This window comes from Paenibacillus yonginensis, assembly GCF_001685395.1.
Taxonomy (GTDB): Bacteria; Bacillota; Bacilli; order Paenibacillales; family Paenibacillaceae; genus Fontibacillus; species Fontibacillus yonginensis.
In genome coordinates, this window is the sequence record NZ_CP014167.1 from 550,121 (window position 1) to 566,518 (window position 16,398).

General features: G+C 53.2%; 13 protein-coding genes and 1 riboswitch. Of the genes, 9 read left to right on the forward strand and 4 right to left on the reverse strand.

The features are described 5' to 3' along the window. Nucleotides 1–154: 154 nt before the first annotated feature. A complete protein-coding gene (locus AWM70_RS02465) occupies nt 155–1,036 on the reverse strand; it encodes a radical SAM/SPASM domain-containing protein (RefSeq protein WP_068694054.1) in 882 nt (293 codons plus the stop codon). A 248-nt stretch (nt 1,037–1,284) separates the two neighbouring features. Beyond that, nucleotides 1,285–1,370: riboswitch (cyclic di-GMP riboswitch) on the forward strand. A gap of 197 nt (nt 1,371–1,567) precedes the next feature. Here AWM70_RS02465 and AWM70_RS02470 point away from each other — a divergent pair. The 5 genes from AWM70_RS02470 (at nt 1,568) to AWM70_RS02490 (ending at nt 5,739) form a co-directional block, all read left to right on the forward strand. After that, nucleotides 1,568–2,005, forward strand: a complete 438-nt coding sequence (locus AWM70_RS02470; protein WP_068694056.1) for a GAF domain-containing protein — start codon at nt 1,568–1,570, stop codon at nt 2,003–2,005. Nucleotides 2,006–2,022: 17 nt separating this feature from the next. Beyond that, entirely contained in the window at nt 2,023–3,648 is a 1,626-nt protein-coding gene (locus tag AWM70_RS02475; RefSeq protein WP_068694058.1) for a thiamine pyrophosphate-binding protein, read from the forward strand. Nucleotides 3,649–3,695: 47 nt separating this feature from the next. Then, the gene (locus AWM70_RS02480) at nt 3,696–4,037 is read left to right on the forward strand and encodes a hypothetical protein (protein ID WP_068694060.1); all 342 of its coding nucleotides are present in this window, start codon (nt 3,696–3,698) and stop codon (nt 4,035–4,037) included. A gap of 19 nt (nt 4,038–4,056) precedes the next feature. Further along, nucleotides 4,057–5,046, forward strand: coding sequence for a ketoacyl-ACP synthase III (locus AWM70_RS02485; RefSeq protein ID WP_068694062.1), 990 nt, complete (start codon nt 4,057–4,059; stop codon nt 5,044–5,046). 315 nt (nt 5,047–5,361) lie between these two features. Beyond that, entirely contained in the window at nt 5,362–5,739 is a 378-nt protein-coding gene (locus AWM70_RS02490) for a hypothetical protein (RefSeq protein WP_068694064.1), read from the forward strand. Nucleotides 5,740–5,795: 56 nt separating this feature from the next. Here the strand turns inward: AWM70_RS02490 and AWM70_RS02495 are convergent, their stop codons facing one another. Continuing rightward, nucleotides 5,796–6,947: an anthranilate phosphoribosyltransferase gene (locus AWM70_RS02495; RefSeq protein WP_068694066.1), complete on the reverse strand. Its 1,152-nt coding sequence runs from the start codon at nt 6,945–6,947 to the stop codon at nt 5,796–5,798. A gap of 18 nt (nt 6,948–6,965) precedes the next feature. After that, nucleotides 6,966–7,568 carry an ANTAR domain-containing response regulator gene (locus AWM70_RS02500; protein ID WP_068694068.1) on the reverse strand — a complete coding sequence of 201 codons (603 nt, stop codon included), beginning with the start codon at nt 7,566–7,568 and terminating at the stop codon, nt 6,966–6,968. A 278-nt stretch (nt 7,569–7,846) separates the two neighbouring features. Here AWM70_RS02500 and nirB point away from each other — a divergent pair, with 278 nt between their 5' ends. The 3 genes from nirB (at nt 7,847) to cobA (ending at nt 11,628) form a co-directional block, all read left to right on the forward strand. Further along, nucleotides 7,847–10,288, forward strand: a complete 2,442-nt coding sequence (nirB, locus tag AWM70_RS02505; protein WP_068694070.1) for a nitrite reductase large subunit NirB — start codon at nt 7,847–7,849, stop codon at nt 10,286–10,288. A 52-nt stretch (nt 10,289–10,340) separates the two neighbouring features. Then, nucleotides 10,341–10,697, forward strand: coding sequence for a nitrite reductase small subunit NirD (gene nirD / locus AWM70_RS02510; RefSeq protein WP_068694072.1), 357 nt, complete (start codon nt 10,341–10,343; stop codon nt 10,695–10,697). A gap of 109 nt (nt 10,698–10,806) precedes the next feature. Next, nucleotides 10,807–11,628 (forward strand): uroporphyrinogen-III C-methyltransferase, encoded by an 822-nt coding sequence (gene cobA, locus AWM70_RS02515; RefSeq protein WP_068694075.1) that lies wholly within the window; start codon nt 10,807–10,809, stop codon nt 11,626–11,628. 115 nt (nt 11,629–11,743) lie between these two features. On the opposite strand, the gene AWM70_RS02520 is transcribed toward cobA, so the two are convergent. Continuing rightward, the gene (locus tag AWM70_RS02520; protein WP_068694077.1) at nt 11,744–12,796 is read right to left on the reverse strand and encodes a phosphotransferase; all 1,053 of its coding nucleotides are present in this window, start codon (nt 12,794–12,796) and stop codon (nt 11,744–11,746) included. 257 nt (nt 12,797–13,053) lie between these two features. On the opposite strand from AWM70_RS02520, the gene AWM70_RS02525 reads away from it, so the two are divergent. Further along, nucleotides 13,054–16,290, forward strand: a complete 3,237-nt coding sequence (locus AWM70_RS02525) for an alpha-mannosidase (protein WP_068694079.1) — start codon at nt 13,054–13,056, stop codon at nt 16,288–16,290. Nucleotides 16,291–16,398 lie beyond the last annotated feature (108 nt).

Here is a 16,398-nt window from a genome sequence, read left to right on the forward strand (position 1 = left end):
TTGACATGTTCCTGTCAGCCGTTATACAGCAGTCTGGACTTAGCATGCACAGAAACAGGCATTTCTACTAATTACCCGTTCTGCTAAACGGCTAAAACAAGGGAAAACCCTTCCGCTAGAGGGACGCGAGAGTGGCGCGCGGGGTGAGCATGCTTTAAGCGCCGGTTCCGAATCTTTTGCGGTAACCGCATTTGCGGCACAGCTCTTCCACGGCTTCTCTTCTAGAGAAACCATAAAACAAGTTGTTCGCCCGTTCGCTTTCCACGATTTCGGAGAAGCTGCTGGACTGCACGTTGCCGAGATTGATGACCCCTTCGCCATCCAGGCAGCACGGGACAACGGTTCCATCTACCAGTACGCCGGCCTGTGTGCGCAGACCATGGCAGAAGCCTTTGCCATCATCCTCCGGCGCGCTGAGGCTCGGCCACTGAAATTCATAATCCTGGTTCAGGTAGATGTTCTTGGCGATCTTAACGCCTTTGCCGGGCTCGACTTTCTCTTCGATCTTATAAGCAAGCTCAAATTCTTTCTCCAGCATGGAAAGGGTTTCGCGGTTCCGCTGACGCTGAGCGTTGGTCAGGTTGTCTTCGGTCAGATTCCATAAACGGAAAGAGATCAGTACGCCTTGCTCTGCGGCTTCCCTGGCGAACCGGAGCACGGAACCGACGTAGCCTTCGCGGTCTTCCGAGCCTTCATGGCCGTCAAAGCTGTGCAGCGAGAAATTCATCTGACGCAGCGCCGGTTTGCCCAGAATTTTGGCCCCGGCTTTGTGCAGCAGCGTACCGTTGGTTGTAATATTGACCTTAAAGCCTTTCTCATGGGCGGCGTCGAGCAGCAGGTCGATCTTGGGATGAAGCAGCGGCTCGCCCTTAACATGAAGATAAATATGGTTTGTATGCGGTTTAATCTGATCCAGAATGTCATTGAACATTTCCGGTTTCATGAAATTGGCTTTTCGTGCCGTCTGGGGGCAGAAGCTGCATGCCAGATTACATACGCTTGTAATTTCGATATAAACTTTTTTGAATGTTTTCAATGTATAGTCCCCAATCTGCTAATGTTGGCCTGTTCTTTATTTTATAAGAAGAGTAAGCCTGCCTTCAAGGTTTGGATGGAAATGCAGAAAAAGAGGCAAATAGTTGAAAAAAATTGAATTTTACATGCAAACTATGAAAAATATTACCTGCAGTTCCGATATATAATATAGTCTAGTCTTCGAACGATCTATTGAGGGATGCCGCGGTTCGATAGATTGTGGAGTTACAACATCATAGCTGAATGATAAGAAGTAAATAGCAAACCAGTCCGAAAGGCTGGGACGCAAAACCACGGATCTAAGGTGATTGAACTACGACCGCCGGGCTGCCAATCTTAGGCTTCTCACTTCTTTGTTTTTTGGCCGCCGGGACTTTCTGAGCTTGAAAGTCTCTTTTTTTGTGTCTTTAACCTGGAGGATTCGCCTCATTGCCGCGGGAACTTCCAAGAAAAGGGGGGGCCGATACAACTAAAGGAACCAGCTAATCAAACAGGCACCTTCATAATCAACGACTGATAAGGAGGGGCAGGAGTGGAACAATTGCCTTTGCTATTTGAAGAACTTAGCCGGCTTACCGGTGTACCTGACATTGCCTACCATCAAATTGTGGAGGGCCATCTCGAACCGGTGCTCAAGACCAAAACCGATCATTTGGGGATCGAGAAGTGGAAGCAGACGCATGCCGCGAACCCGGTTTATATCGAGAACGACAAGCTTCTTCAGTCCATCATTGCCCGGCCGCACACCGCTGTGGTGCAGGACGTCAAAAATGATCCCCGTTCCGTTGATGAATTTTTTCTCTTCGGCATCGACAGCATTATGATTTTGCCGGTTGTGGAGGAAGGAACCGTGGAAGGCATTGTAGTCGTGGCCTCTATCGGACAACTTCATTATTTTGGACAAGAGGAAATTCAGCGCGCCGAACGTCTGGTGGAACAATACCGGAGTGTTTTTCAAATTCTTGGATAAGGGGTTGGGAATAGATCATGAATATTGCCGAAGCCATGCTGAAGTATTTGAAACAAACCGGAGTTGAATTCGTATTTGGAATTCCGGCGGGAATTATCGGACCGATCTACGATGCTTTAATTGATGTGGACATCAAACCGATCATTACGAAAAATGAAGCCGGGGCCGCCTACATGGCCGCGCGGTATGCCAGCACAACAGGCCGGCTTTCCGTCTGCGCCGGAGCGGGTGCGGTGGGCGTGGGGAACATGATGAACGGCATCGCCGACGCGATGCGGGCCAAAGCCCCGATGCTGATTGTCACCGGTTATGTGAACCGCTGGCAGATTGGCAAGGGCGCGATCCAGGAGATGGATGCCCAGCATATCGTCAGACCGATTACAAAATACAGCCATACGGTGATGGATGAAGCCGATGTGCTTGCCGAACTGGATAAAGCCGTCCGTATTGCGCTTACGCCGCCTTGTGGGCCTGTACATATTTCGGTGCCGATTGATGTCCAGCGCAGCGAAGCCATTCTGCCGCTCCCGGCGGCGCCCGTTGCTTCTGAACTGCAGCGCCCGGACTACGAGCCGGTAAAGCTTGGCCAGGCTGCTTCGATTATGAGCGGGGAAGAACGGGGGTTGATTATGGTTGGCCGGGGAGGAAGAGCCGTTTCCGGGGAAATCATGGCGCTGAGCGAACGGCTGCAGTGGCCTATCATAACCACCCCTTCCGCCAAAGGGATTATTCCAGCGGAGTTCCCGCTGAATCTCGGCAATTACGGATTCTCAAGTACGGATGCAGCCAGTGATTACGTTGCTTCTGGTGAGGCTACCTGCTTGCTGATCTTGGGAACAAGCCTTGGCGAAGCGTCGACCTGTAATTTCAACGACGTGCTGGTACAGGGCCGCAAGGTGATCCAGATTGACCGGGATGCCAAAGAGCTGGGCAAGGTGTTTCCGGCGGAGGTTGCGATCCATGCCGACTTGCGGGATGTGCTGCCAAGACTGCTTGAGCAGGTCGAACCGTCGGATCGGCCGTTTGTTAAACCGCTGCCGCTGAATACTCCGTATGAGAAGAACCATACCGGGTTATCGCTGCGTCTCTTCCTTGAGAAGCTTGCCAGGGTGATGCCGAAGGAAACCCGCTATGTTTGCGATATCGGCGAATTTACCAACTTTGTCGTGAAGTACCTAGAGGTTCCGGACGGCGGGGATTTCGAAATCAATCTGAATTACGGAGCCATGGGTTCAGCAATGGCCGGCGGGCCCGGCGTTTACCTTGGAGATTCATCACGTCCGGTAGCGGTGATCGCCGGGGACGGCTCCTTTTTCATGAACGGGACGGAAGTGCTGACAGCCAAAGAATACAAGCTCCCGGTCATTTATTTCATTATTAACAATGCCATGCTTTCTTACGTGGAACGGGGGCAGAAATTCCTGTTCAACCGGACGATGCCGGATTATAAGCAGGAGCGCATCTCCATAGCGGATATGATGCGGGTTGCCGGTGTCCGCGGACTGTCGGTCGACAGCCTGGAGGATATGGATGAGATTCCGGGGTTTATCCGGGAGATGACCGGTCCTTGCATTATTGAGGTCAATACGGACGGCAGCGAACCTGCGCCGATTCTGGATCGTTTGAAAGCTCTTAAGAAATAGCAGTTCACTTAAGCAACTATAACTTAATCGTGTTGGAGGAAATACTTATGGGAAGTTTTTTGATCAATGTGGATAAAGAGGCTAAAGTTTTTTATGCCGAAGTGGAAGGAACCTTCTCTCCGGAAGACGGAATGAAATCTCTAAATGCTTATAAAGAGGCCGTTTCTGCTATTCATATCCCGGAATACGCCATTGATATTGACTGCACGAAGCTGAATGTCTCCGCGCCGGATGCCTTGCCGCTGCTCGAAGCCAACTTTCAGCAATTTAAAAATGACGGCTTCCATCAAATTACCTTCCGTATCGCGAAGAACCCGATTTTGAAGATGCAGCTGTCCCGTGTAGCACGTACGGTTCAAATGGACAAATACGAAATCATCGAACAATAAACGACGAGGAGGATGCCTTATGGGCGGCGTGCAAATCAGGGAAATTGCGATCTATCATCCTGCCAATGAAGTAGGGAACGATTATTATATCCAATATTTTGCCGAAAAAGGCACGGATGTCACAAGTCTGGTGAACGGTCTTGGCCGCAATAAACGTTTTGTTATTGACAACCCGGAAGAGAACACCTTTACGATGGCCTTTGAAGCCTCGAAAGCCGTGCTGGAGAAGGCCGGTCTTCAGGCGCCGGATGTCGATCTGATCATCTTCACTTCCCAAACACCTGAATATTTGCTGCCAAGCAATGCGCTGAAGCTGCATCATTCGCTGGGCGGGGATCTGAATACGGCCTGCTTCGACATCAATGCCAACTGCGCCGGCATGCTGGTCGCGATTGAGCAAGCCTCCCGCTACATGAGCTCCAATCCCCGAATAGAACGCGCCTTGGTTGTAGGCGCTGATTATTTGTCCGTTCATACGCCAGATGAGCCCGTATACCACTCCAATGTCGGGGAAGCAGCCGTTGCCGTTATTCTGGAGCCTGCTGAAGATAGCCGGGGATTTATCGACTCGGTTTATCAAACGGATACGTCTGTTATCGACAACTCCAAATTTCCGGCTTATGGACTTTCGAATCTGTACCGTGAGGAATTTACGGCCAAAGATGCCCAGCTGCAATTCGAACCCTTTGACGATTCCGTATGCGCCGCTTCGGCCATTGATTCGATCCGGGCGTTGCTTAACCGCAATGAGGTGGATAAAGACGAAATCGCCGCTTTTATGTTCTCCCAGTTCACGCCGGGCAACATCAAACGGGTGTCGGAAGGACTCGAATTGGACCCGGACAAGGTCGTTTATATCGGAGACCGTTTCGGCTATACGCTTTCCACCAGTCCGCTGCTGGCTCTTCATGAAGCCATACAGGCCGGAAAGGTCCAACGCGGGGATTACCTCGTTCTCTGGACAGTCGGCGCAGGCTGGCAGAATGTAAGCTTGCTTATGCAGTATTAACTGGATTCTTTAAGTTAAAAGAAAATATATAGTCTGCAAGGCCAGGGAAACACCGGAGCTGACGTTCCGGTGTTTTTCTATTTGTCCGATAGAAAGGCAATCAAGTTTCTTGGTTTATGTCGCATATTGTAGAAAAGAAGAAAAAACAGTCGAATATTTCTCCGGACCATAGTATATTAGTGAAAGTAATAGAAGGTAAATCCATAAGAATTTAGAGGATTAATGAACATAAAATAGATGCTGTAGTTATCCTTTTCTCGCAGCCAATCCTTTGCACTTGCAACAGCCAGACTTACATACTTTGGAGGAATTGTTATGGGGAGCTTTAGTATCGAGCTGCTTAAGGCAGCAAAAACCATGAAGGTTCGGGTAGAGGGGGTGTTCTCTCCGGAGGACGGGAAAGCCTCCATCGAGGCCTATCATCGGTATATCTCGGAGATCCATGTGCCGGATTATGTAATCGACCTGGACTGCAGAGGGCTGGAGGTTTCGGCGCCGGAATCGCTGCCGCATTTGGGACATTGCTTTGAGCTGTACAAGAAAGACGGGTTCAAGAAAATCATCTTCCGGATTTCAGGCAACCCGATTCTCAAGATGCAGCTAAGCAGTGTGGCAAGAACAAGCAATCTGACCAACTTCGAGTTTATTGAAATGCCGGCAGAGCAGCCTGAGATTGAGCCTAAATGTTCGTGAGAAAAGGTATAGGTACAATAAAAGATATAAAGACGATAAAGCTTAAAGAACCTTCCTTAAGCAAAAGGAAGGTTTTTTAAGCTGTCAAGGGTTTGATCAGGAGCATTTATCTTTTCATTTTCTGGACAGGTCCAGCTGTTCCTGCCCGTTGTGTTCGTGTTATCGGCGTCCGGAAGCGAACCGGTGCAGGCCAGAAGGGAACCTTTCCAATCATTGTAGGTTCTCCAGGCTTCGCCGGTGTCGAGCAGGCTTTTGCAGATATAAAGGCCTTCTTCAATTGAGTCGGCTTTCCCGGCTATGTACAGCCGCACTGCGGCATTCAGCAGGGTTTGATTATAAAAGGCCATATGCCCGCCTCCCCGGAGGACCTCTTCAGCCGTTCGAAGCTGCAGGGCGGCCGACCAGTCCAGCTCGGGCACCTGGGTGTCGAGCCCCATCATCTCCGGATCGATGACGTCGATGGAAGAGGTTCCATTCCGGACGATATAAATCCGGGTGGCCCGGTCAATAAACAGATCGTCCGAACCTTCCTGCCCCTGGATTACCCAAGCATTCTTATAGTTTAGTTGGGTCAATAAACGGGAGATGCGGTCGAACACCGTGTTGTGGTAAATGCCAAAGGTCAGGTAGGAAGAGGTCCCGTAATCCACCAGCTTCTCGGCCGTATTAAAGATCGTGCGCATCCCCAGCTCCTCGCGAATAGGGCGCAGCGCGGCCAGCTTGGGGGACCAGTTATCGGCATTGACGTACAAGACACCGCTTAGGCGTGCGGCGGCGATGAAGGCTTCTGGCAACAAGCTTTCGGCATCAACGCCTGCTGCGGCAAAAATGTCCTGCAGGGTAATGCCCCATTTCGGCGGCAGGGAAGCGCTGCCGTGCAGCGTAACAGGCAGCCCGGCCGCAGAAAGCAGGAAGGCGGCCGGAAAGGTGGAAACAAACGATGATTTCCGTCCGTCATAAGGGCCTGAACAGTCGAGATTGTCCGGGAAAATCGTAACCCGCCGGGCATATTTCCGGCAAGCATGGACGAAGGCCTCCAATTCAGGAATGGATTCCAGTTTAATCCGTTCAGCAGCCAGAAACGCTCCGGTCTGAGCCGGAGTGGATACGGAATTCAGGATCGCTTCGGCTGCATGGAAGGCGTCTTGGTAGCTTAGATCTCTTGCCCCGCGTTTGCCCCGCGCGACTTCTTTCAAATGATTGATCATCAGATAAGCGTCCTCCTCTTAAGGTTTATGCAGCAGCTGGTAAGCTTTGACGATCGAGGTCGCTACATCGACCAGACGTTTTCGTTCGTTCATGGCTTCTTTGCGCAAATATTCGTAGGCTTCGGATTCGGAAATGTTCCGGGTTCTGGACAGGATGCCCTTGGCCATATCGATCCACTTTCGCTCCTCGAGCCGTGATAGAAGCTGCTCCCGTTCCTTCTTCCATTGCTGCTCGGCAAAAAACTGCCTGGCACTGAAATGCAAAGCCCAATGGATCTCTGCCGGAAGCATCGATGAGGAAAGGATGCCGTCCGCCGTAAAATCATCCTCACAGGCGGCGGCGGACAAATCCGAGGTGATTTCCGAGCACCACCAGAGCGCCGGGACGGATTTACTGCTCAACAGCTCTTTGCGCCAGTCCGAATAATCCGAAATCGGAATAACCAGGATGGAAGCATCGGCATCAGCCAGCTTCCGCTTCGCTTCCTCCAAACTCGTTGCAGCCGTCACCTGATAACCGCTCTGAATCAGCAGCTTTTCGGCGGAAGCAGCTTCAGAGGCGAGGAGGCGGTTCTGTTCTGAATGGGCTAACCTGCTTCTGATGACCATTAGGGAGTGCATGGTTCGGGACTCCTTTAGTTTGATTATGTAACATTATATAACACGTCTTTATGTTGTCTAGCTGATTTTAAATAAAAAAATTTTATATGTCAGAATTATTGACGTCATCCGCTTCAGCCTGTATAGTTTTGCTATAAATAACTTGCACGGATACAATGGCGTATTCGTTACATGAGGCAATGAAGCCTGTTTTCATTCCTGCTGGAAGCTTGCAGCTGTCCGGTAGGGGTGATGCAGGCTTTTTCTGTTTTCCTCTAAGACAAAGGAGCGTGGAGTGGATGAACAAGAAACAAAGGCTGGTCATGATTGGGAATGGAATGGCTGGACTGCGCATGCTGGAGCATCTGCTCAAGCTGGCGCCTGAACGTTATGAAATAACCATTTTTGGGGCCGAACCCCATCCCAACTACAACCGAATCATGCTGTCCTCAGTGCTCGCCGGGGGAGCCGATATGAACGAAATTATTATTAATGATCTCAACTGGTATAAGGAACATCAAATCACGCTGCATATGGGGCATACAGTAACACAAGTAGATACTGGCGAGAGGAAGGTTGTTTCGGATCAGGGTATTGAGGCCGGTTATGACGTCCTGGTGTTGGCGACAGGCTCCAATCCTTATATGCTGCCGCTTCCGGGCGCGGACAAGGAAGGGGTGATTGCCTTCCGGAGCATTCGGGACTGTCAAACCATGATAGAGGCCTCCAGGAAATACAGCAAAGCCGCCGTAATCGGCGGGGGACTGCTTGGACTGGAAGCGGCTAGAGGGCTGCTTAATTTGGGGATGGAGGTTTCAGTCGTTCATATTCATCCTTATTTGATGGAAAGACAGCTGGACGAGACCGCCTCCCGGATGCTTCAGCGAGAGCTTGAGAAGCAAGGGATGAAATTTCTGTTCTCCAGGCATTCGGAAGCGATTCTGGGCCATAGGCGAGCAAGAAGCCTGACATTTGCGGAAGGCGGAAGGATTGAAGCCGATCTTGTTGTTATGGCGGTTGGCATCCGGCCTAATGTAGAGCTGGCTAAACGGGCGGGGCTGCAGGTGAACCGGGGTATCGTGGTCAACGACTTCTTGGAGACGAGTACGGCCGGCGTTTATGCGCTTGGCGAATGTGCGGAGCATCGGGGAATCGCTTATGGTCTGGTCGCTCCGCTGTATGAGCAGGGGGCGGTATTGGCCAAACGGCTTGCGGATGTGCCTGCGGAAGGTTACGCAGGTTCGGTTACCTCGACCAAACTTAAGGTGTCGGGGGTGGATGTTTTTTCGGCAGGGAATTTTAGAGAGCAGGAAGGAACCCGTGTTCTCCGCTACCAGGACGAGTTGGAAGGGACATACAAGAAGCTGGTCATCCAGGATAACAGGCTGGTGGGGGCCGTATTGTTCGGAGATACTTCGGACGGAGCCGAGTTGTTCTCATTAATGAAGAAAGGCGAATCGGTACAGGGCCGGGAAAAAGAATTGCTGTTAGGCGTTCCGGCAGACGCCTTATCCAAGGGACCCGGCAGCGGCAGACTTGAGACCATGCCGGAAGATGAAATCGTCTGCGGCTGCAACGGCGTATCCAAAGGAACGATCGTGCAGGCCATTCAGGAGCAGGGCTGCGCCAGCGTGGGCCAAATCAAGGCGTGCACCAAGGCCTCCGGCTCCTGCGGCGGCTGCAAACCCGAGGTCGAAGGACTGCTCCGGATTTATGCAGGCGAAGCGGCGCTTGACGTGAAGGAAGGGATATGCGGCTGCACCTCCTTGTCCCGGGATGAAGTGGTGGCCGAAATCAAACGGATGCGGCTCATGACCGTCAAGGAAGTGATGAATGTGCTTGGCTGGAGCACCGAAGAAGGCTGTACGAAATGCCGGCCAGCCCTGAACTACTACCTTGGCATGCTGTGGCCGGAGGATTATGTGGATGAGAAGGAATCCCGGGTGACCAACGAGCGGTTCCATGCCAATATTCAGAAGGACGGCACTTATTCGGTTGTGCCGCGGATTTACGGAGGCGTAACTTCTCCATCGGAGCTTAAGAAAATAGCCGAGGTGGCTGAGCAGTTTGAGGTGCCGATGGTCAAGTTCACCGGCGGACAAAGGCTCGACCTGCTGGGGATCAAGAAGGAGAATCTCCCGAAGATCTGGGAGGCGCTGGATATGCCCTCCGGCCACGCTTACGGCAAAACGCTGCGTACGGTCAAAACCTGCGTCGGCAATACGTTTTGCCGCTTTGGAACTCAGGATGCAATCGGAATGGGCATCCGGCTTGAGAAGGAATTTGAACGTCTGAACACACCGGCCAAGGTGAAGCTGGCCGTATCCGGATGTCCGCGCAACTGCGCAGAGGCGACGATCAAGGACTTTGGGGTGGTGGCCATTGACGGCGGCTGGGAGCTGCATATCGGCGGGAATGGAGGTGTGCATGTGCGGGCAACCGACCTGCTGTGTGTGGTGAAGACGGAAGACGAGGTGATTGAATGGGCTTCGGCATTTCTGCAATATTACCGGGAAAATGCCAACTGGAACGAACGGACCTCGAGCTGGGTTGAACGGGTGGGGCTGGACCAAATCAGGACAGCGTTAGAGAGCAAAGAAGAAAGGGCTGCCCTGCAGTCCAGAATCCGAGCTGTATTGGATAAAACAACGGACCCTTGGAAGCAGATCCTTAGCCAGCCGGAGCTCCGCAAAAATTTTGAACCGCTGAATCGCGAGGAAGTCAGCCGGGCAGGGCACTAGCTGTTGGATTCAATGTGGAGACATTTAGATAGGGGAAAGGGGGAGATGCTTTATGGAGACTGTAAAAATGCTGGTCGGTTCCGTCGAAGAAATTGATCCGAAAGGGTCCCGGACTATTCAGGTGGAAGAGATGGAGATAGCGCTGTTTCGGCTTTCAGACGGCGAAATTTTGGCCGTGGAGAATAAATGCCCGCATAAAGGCGGGGTATTGTCGGAAGGCATGGTATGCGGCCGGATGGTGCATTGCCCGCTTCACGATTGGCGGATTGACCTGCAGACCGGTGCTGTACAGGAGCCGGATACAGGCTGCATCGCTACCTTTCCGGTAGAGGTAGATGCCGAGCTGGGACTTGTCTATTTGCAGCTGCAGCGGGGGCAAGCGGCGACTAACGCTAAGGCAGGTGCTTGAAGCGTGCAGGCCGTTTTGGCGGCTGTTCTGGCTAGTCTGGCCAAGGCAGGAACATCGCTCAAAGGCCGGACTTTCATTTCTCTGAATTCCGAAGGAGGGGAGAAAGAATATGGGAGATAAGCGCTATAGGGAACTGAAAGATTATAAGGCTGCTGGGACGAACGCCGGCAAGGTTTCGATTGTGGGAGCAGGGCCGGGCGACCCGGAGCTGATTACCGTCAAGGCACTGCGCCGGCTTGAGGAAGCGGACCTCCTTTTGTACGACAGACTGGTGAACCGGAAACTGCTGGATTACGCCAAACCTGAAGCGGTGAAGATCTACTGCGGCAAAGCGCCGGGCCGACACACGCTGCCACAGGAGCAGATTCAGGCGCTTATGGTGCAGCACGCCTTGTCCGGGAAACATGTGGTCCGCCTCAAAGGCGGCGACCCGCTGGTGTTCGGGCGCGGGGGAGAGGAGGCGCTGGCGATGGCGAAGGCCGGGATTTCATATGAAATCATTCCCGGCATCACTTCGGCGCTTGGAGCCGCCGCTTCCGGAGCTATTCCCCTGACGCACCGGGGAATATCCGCATCCTGCGCTTTTGTTACGGGCAGCCGCTGCGGAAGCGGGCAGCGCCAAGTCCGCTGGGACCTGCTGGCTGGCGCTGTAGATACGCTGGTGATCTACATGGGAGTGGGAGAGCTGGCTGCTCTATGCGGAGAAATGCTGCGCAGCGGGAAAGCTCCGGATACGCCAGCGGCCATTATCGAGCGTGGAACGACGGCCAAGCAAAGAATCCTTACCGGGCGGCTGGATCAACTGGATAAGCTGGCCGTCTCCATGCAGGCCGAGAATCCGGCTTTGATTGTAATCGGCGAGGTAGTCCGGGTCCGTTCTGAGCTTCTGGAGCTGGAAGCCCGGATGATGGAGCAAACCAGTTCAGCGTAGAAGAACCGGGAACAGTACAGAAGGAGACACGTACCAGCCGGAGTCCGGGGGTAGACGACGATTAACGAGAGGGGCAGACCTGTGAAGGCTGCTCTTTTTTATTTTGCCACACCGGTCAACACGCTATATTTTTAAAAAAAAACGGCTCTTCCAGCTCCCGCAGCATGTTGTGCAAATGCCGGTTGGCGGCTTGGGGATTTTCGGCTTCCAGCTTCTCCTCCAGCAGCTCTATATTCGTCCACAGGAACGGGAAAACGAGCTGATACAGCAGATTCAGAACGCTCTCTTCCTCATTTGCTAAAGGCCTTTGCTCTCGGTAAGTCCGGACGAATAAACGGAGCAGGTCGTGGCGGCAGTCTTCCGGCAATCCCGGCTCCAGGTCCATAATAAAACAGATAAAAATGCCTTCCGTAACGAGATCGTTCACCAGCTTCTCATCCCCGGCAATATTAAAATCAATAACGGCCCGAATCGAGCCGTCCTTATTCAACATGACATTGTTGGTGGAGAAGTCGCCCTGCACCGCATAGGATGGAAGCTGCGGCCAGACTCGCTTTAGTTCGTTTCGTTTGAGAATATATAACTGCTTGATTCTCTCATAAAGAAGAACATCGATTTTATTAAACCCGTCCTTAACCGGCAGATCCAGGAAACGGTTCCCTCCGCGGCTGATATCCGAGCGGGGATTAAACAAATCCCAAATAGTACCGTGGTCCAGCCGGCAGTTATGCCGGGCGGAAATCTTGTGCATATTGGCCATTAGAACGGCAAGCTCCCGGACATACCGGGGATTTATGCAGGGCAGTTCCCGCTGACCCTCCTGATCTTCTACCGTGACCGCACATTCAATGCCGTGTATGGCAAGAACCTTGCCATACCGCTGATCCGGCAGAGGGTGCCTTTTAGGAACGGGAAATCCGTTTGCTCTTAATGTTTCGCTGAATTCGCTTTGCCGGTTAATTAGTTCAGCCGGGTGCTCGGTTTCTTTAATGATTTTAATGATAAAGGTTTGTCCGGTATCGGTTTGGACGGAAACGATAATTCGGATTCGTGGTTGGCCGTCTGCCTTTCTTTGGCTCTCATAGAGGATAGAATAATGCTGGACGGCGGACGGAAGCCGGAACAAGTCAAGCGAGCTTGCAAACAGCGGGACAGATAATTCGATCATAAGAGCTCCTTCACACAAAAATTGAATAATAGGCATATTTCCATTATTTTATGACTTCATAAGGGGCTCTGCAAGCGATCATTTAGCGCTTTTATATAGAACGATAATTTTTTCTCTCTTTTGATATAACACGTGTTATAATCGGATGGGGTCACACGAACAGCTTACATACCGGAAACTCCGGGAGCGTATTTTTAGGTTTAGCGGGATTTGTATTCTTTAATAGATTTTGTATGGAAAAGGTGAGGTGTAAGATCATGCTGTTTACTTTGGAAAAATTGGAACGCCGCATCAACGAACTGGCCGGGCTCCGCTACCGGGAGCCTTTGATGCTGGAAACGCTGCGGATCGTTCCGGGAGACTTAGCTTATGATGACGCGGTTAAGCAAGCGGGCGATTATCCGGTTGTGCGGATCGGGGACCGCTGGGGCGGGAGAGATGTATATGCCTGGTTTGTGGCGGAGCTAAGCTTCCCGGAGAGCTGGAGAGGGCAGGACATCGTTGGACTGATCAAGCTTGGTGAAACCGGTGGAGGCAACTGCAGCGGATATGAAAGCCAGGTTTACTGGAACGGGGAAGCGCTGCAGGCGCTTGACCGGAACCATGGGGAACTGTTTGTGCCGGCCGCTTCGGTGGAGGCGGGACAGGCGCTGCTGGCCATCCGGGCGTGGAGCGGGCTGACTGCCCCGAACGGCGACCAGGTGCCTTTTGACCACCGCGTCGACCGGCTGGAATTCGCCGTGCTGGACGGAGTGGTGGACGATCTGTATTACACGGCGCTGCACATGCTGCAGACGGTGAAGGTGCTGGACGACCGGGTGCTGGAGAAGCAGGCGATGATCGCCGCGCTGAACAAAGCTTTTGCCTGCATCGACTGGAGCGTGAAGGGATCGGACAACTTCTACCGCTCTGTGGCGGAGGCCAGACAGCTTCTGCATGAGGAGCTGGCGTCCATTCCGCGCGGACCGCGCCCGCAGATCACGGCGGTGGGACACTGCCATATCGACGTGGCCTGGCTGTGGCGCCTGAAGCATACGCGGGAGAAATCGGGCCGCTCCTTTTCCACGGTGCTGCAGCTGATGGACCGCTTCCCGGAATATGTGTTTATTCAGTCCCAGCCGCAGCTTTACGCTTATTTAAAGGAAGATTTTCCTGAGCTGTATGCGAAGATCAAACAACGCGTGCAGGAAGGCAAATGGGAAGCGACCGGCGGGATGTGGCTGGAATCGGACTGCAACATTCCGTCCGGCGAGTCTCTGGTACGCCAGCTGCTGGTCGGCAAACGGTTTTTCCGGGAGGAGTTTGGCGTAGACAACAAGGTGCTTTGGCTGCCGGACGTGTTCGGCTACAGCTGGGCCTTGCCGCAGATTCTGAAGAAAAGCGGCATTGATTATTTTATGACGACCAAAATCAGCTGGAGCCAATTCAACCGGTTCCCTTACGACACCTTTACCTGGCGCGGCATTGACGGCACGGAGCTGCTGACGCATTACATCACGACGCCGGACAGCGACGGCAGCTGGTATTACACCTATAACGGCAATGTGACCGGCTCCTCGGTTCAGGGGCTGTGGGACAACTACCGGCAGAAGGACATCAACGACAAGCTGCTGCTCGCTTACGGCTGGGGCGACGGCGGCGGCGGACCAACCCGCGACATGATCGAAGCGGTGCGGCGGTATGAAGATATGCCGGCTGCTCCCCAGGTGAAACCGGGCGGGGCGGAGACCTTTTTCAAGGAGCTTGAAGAAAGTGTCCGGGGCGAGCAGCGGCTGCATTTATGGGACGGCGAGCTTTACCTGGAATACCACCGGGGAACCTACACATCGCAGGCTTATAACAAAAAAATGAACCGCCGCATGGAGCAGCTTCTCCATCAGGCTGAATTTATAAATACTTTGGCTTACGTGCTGAATCCGGCCCACCGTTATCCGGACGCCGAGCTGGGCGGCGTCTGGCAGACGGTGCTGCGCAACCAGTTCCATGACATCATTCCGGGTTCCTCGATCCGCGAGGTGTATGAAGACAGCCGGGTGGAATATGAGGAAGCGCAGCAGACCGCCCTGAAGCTGATGGCCGAAGGCATTGCAGGGCTTCATCCGTCCGAATCCCAAACCGCGGGGGCGGCTTATCCAGGCTCCGCTCCAGCAGCCGGACAGCGGATAGTCCGCGTCTTTAACGGATTGGGCTGGCAGCGTTCTTTTATGGCGGATGTAGTTCTTGAGGACGGCGAGGATACCGGAAACGCGGAGGATTGGAGCTGGTATTCGGCAGACGGCGAACTTCTGGAGAGCCAGGTTCAGGCTCAGGCTGAGGCCGGTTCCGGCAAGACCGTTTCGGTCAGCGTCAGAAACGTTCCGGCTTACGGGTATACGACCCTGTACGGGCGGAAGGAAACGCCAGCTGCGGCTGCAGAGCCTGCGGTGAACACGGATTGGGCAATTACAGAGGGAGCGGTTGAAACGCCGTTTTACAGCATCCGTCTGAACGAGGCCGGCCAGCTGGTTTCGCTGCTGGATAAGCGGGCCTTACGTGAGGTGCTCAAACCGGGCGAACCGGCCAACGTGCTGCAGGTGTTTGAAGATAAGCCGATGAACTTTGACGCTTGGGATATCGATATCTTTTACCAGGAGAAAATGAAGGTCATTGACGATCTGCAGGAGATCAAGGTGTTGGAGGAAGGTCCGCTGCGGGGCGTGCTGCTGCTCAAATACCGGTACCTGAATTCCGAGATTACGCAAAAAATGACCGTCTACCGCGACAACCCGCGCATCGACTTTGTGACGGAAGCGGACTGGCATGAACATCAGCAGCTGCTTAAAGCGGCGTTCCCGGTGGACATTCGTTCGACCAAAGCGACCTATGAAATCCAGTTTGGCAACGTAGAGCGGCCAACCCATTGGAACACGAGCTGGGATTACGCCCGGTTTGAATCGGTGGCGCAGCGCTGGGTGGATTTGTCCGAAGGCGGTTATGGCGTCAGCCTGCTGAACGACTGCAAATACGGCCATGATATCCGCGGCCATGTCATCCGGCTCAGCCTGATCAAATCGGCGACATGGCCGGACGGCTCGGCCGATCAGGGGCATCATGCCTTTACGTATTCGCTGCTTCCGCACAGCGGCGGCTGGCTGGAAGGCGGTACGCAGCAGGCGGCCTGCGAATTAAACCAGCCGCTTGCGGCCGTGGGTCTGGAAGCGGGCCAAACGGCAGGGCCTGCCGAGCTTGGCATGCTGGACATCAATCTGCCGAATGTGCTGATCGATACGGTCAAGAAAGCCGAAGACAGCTCGGCGATGATCGTCCGCCTGTACGAATTCGGCGGCAGCCGCGGAACGGCGCGGTTAACGCTGGCTTCCGAGCTTGGCGGCATTCTGCGGGCCGAGGAAACCGATCTGCTGGAGGAGAATCCGGAGCCGCTCAAGGTAACGGGGCAATCGGTGGAGTTGTTTTTCAAACCTTACGAAATCAAAACGCTGCGTATTACGCTGTAGCCATCGGACGGGCGAACGAGCAAACGAGTGAACGAACAAACAAACAAACGAACAAACCGATTTCGATAAATAAGGGCAAGGGCATCAAACTCCGCATAGCGGGTTTGA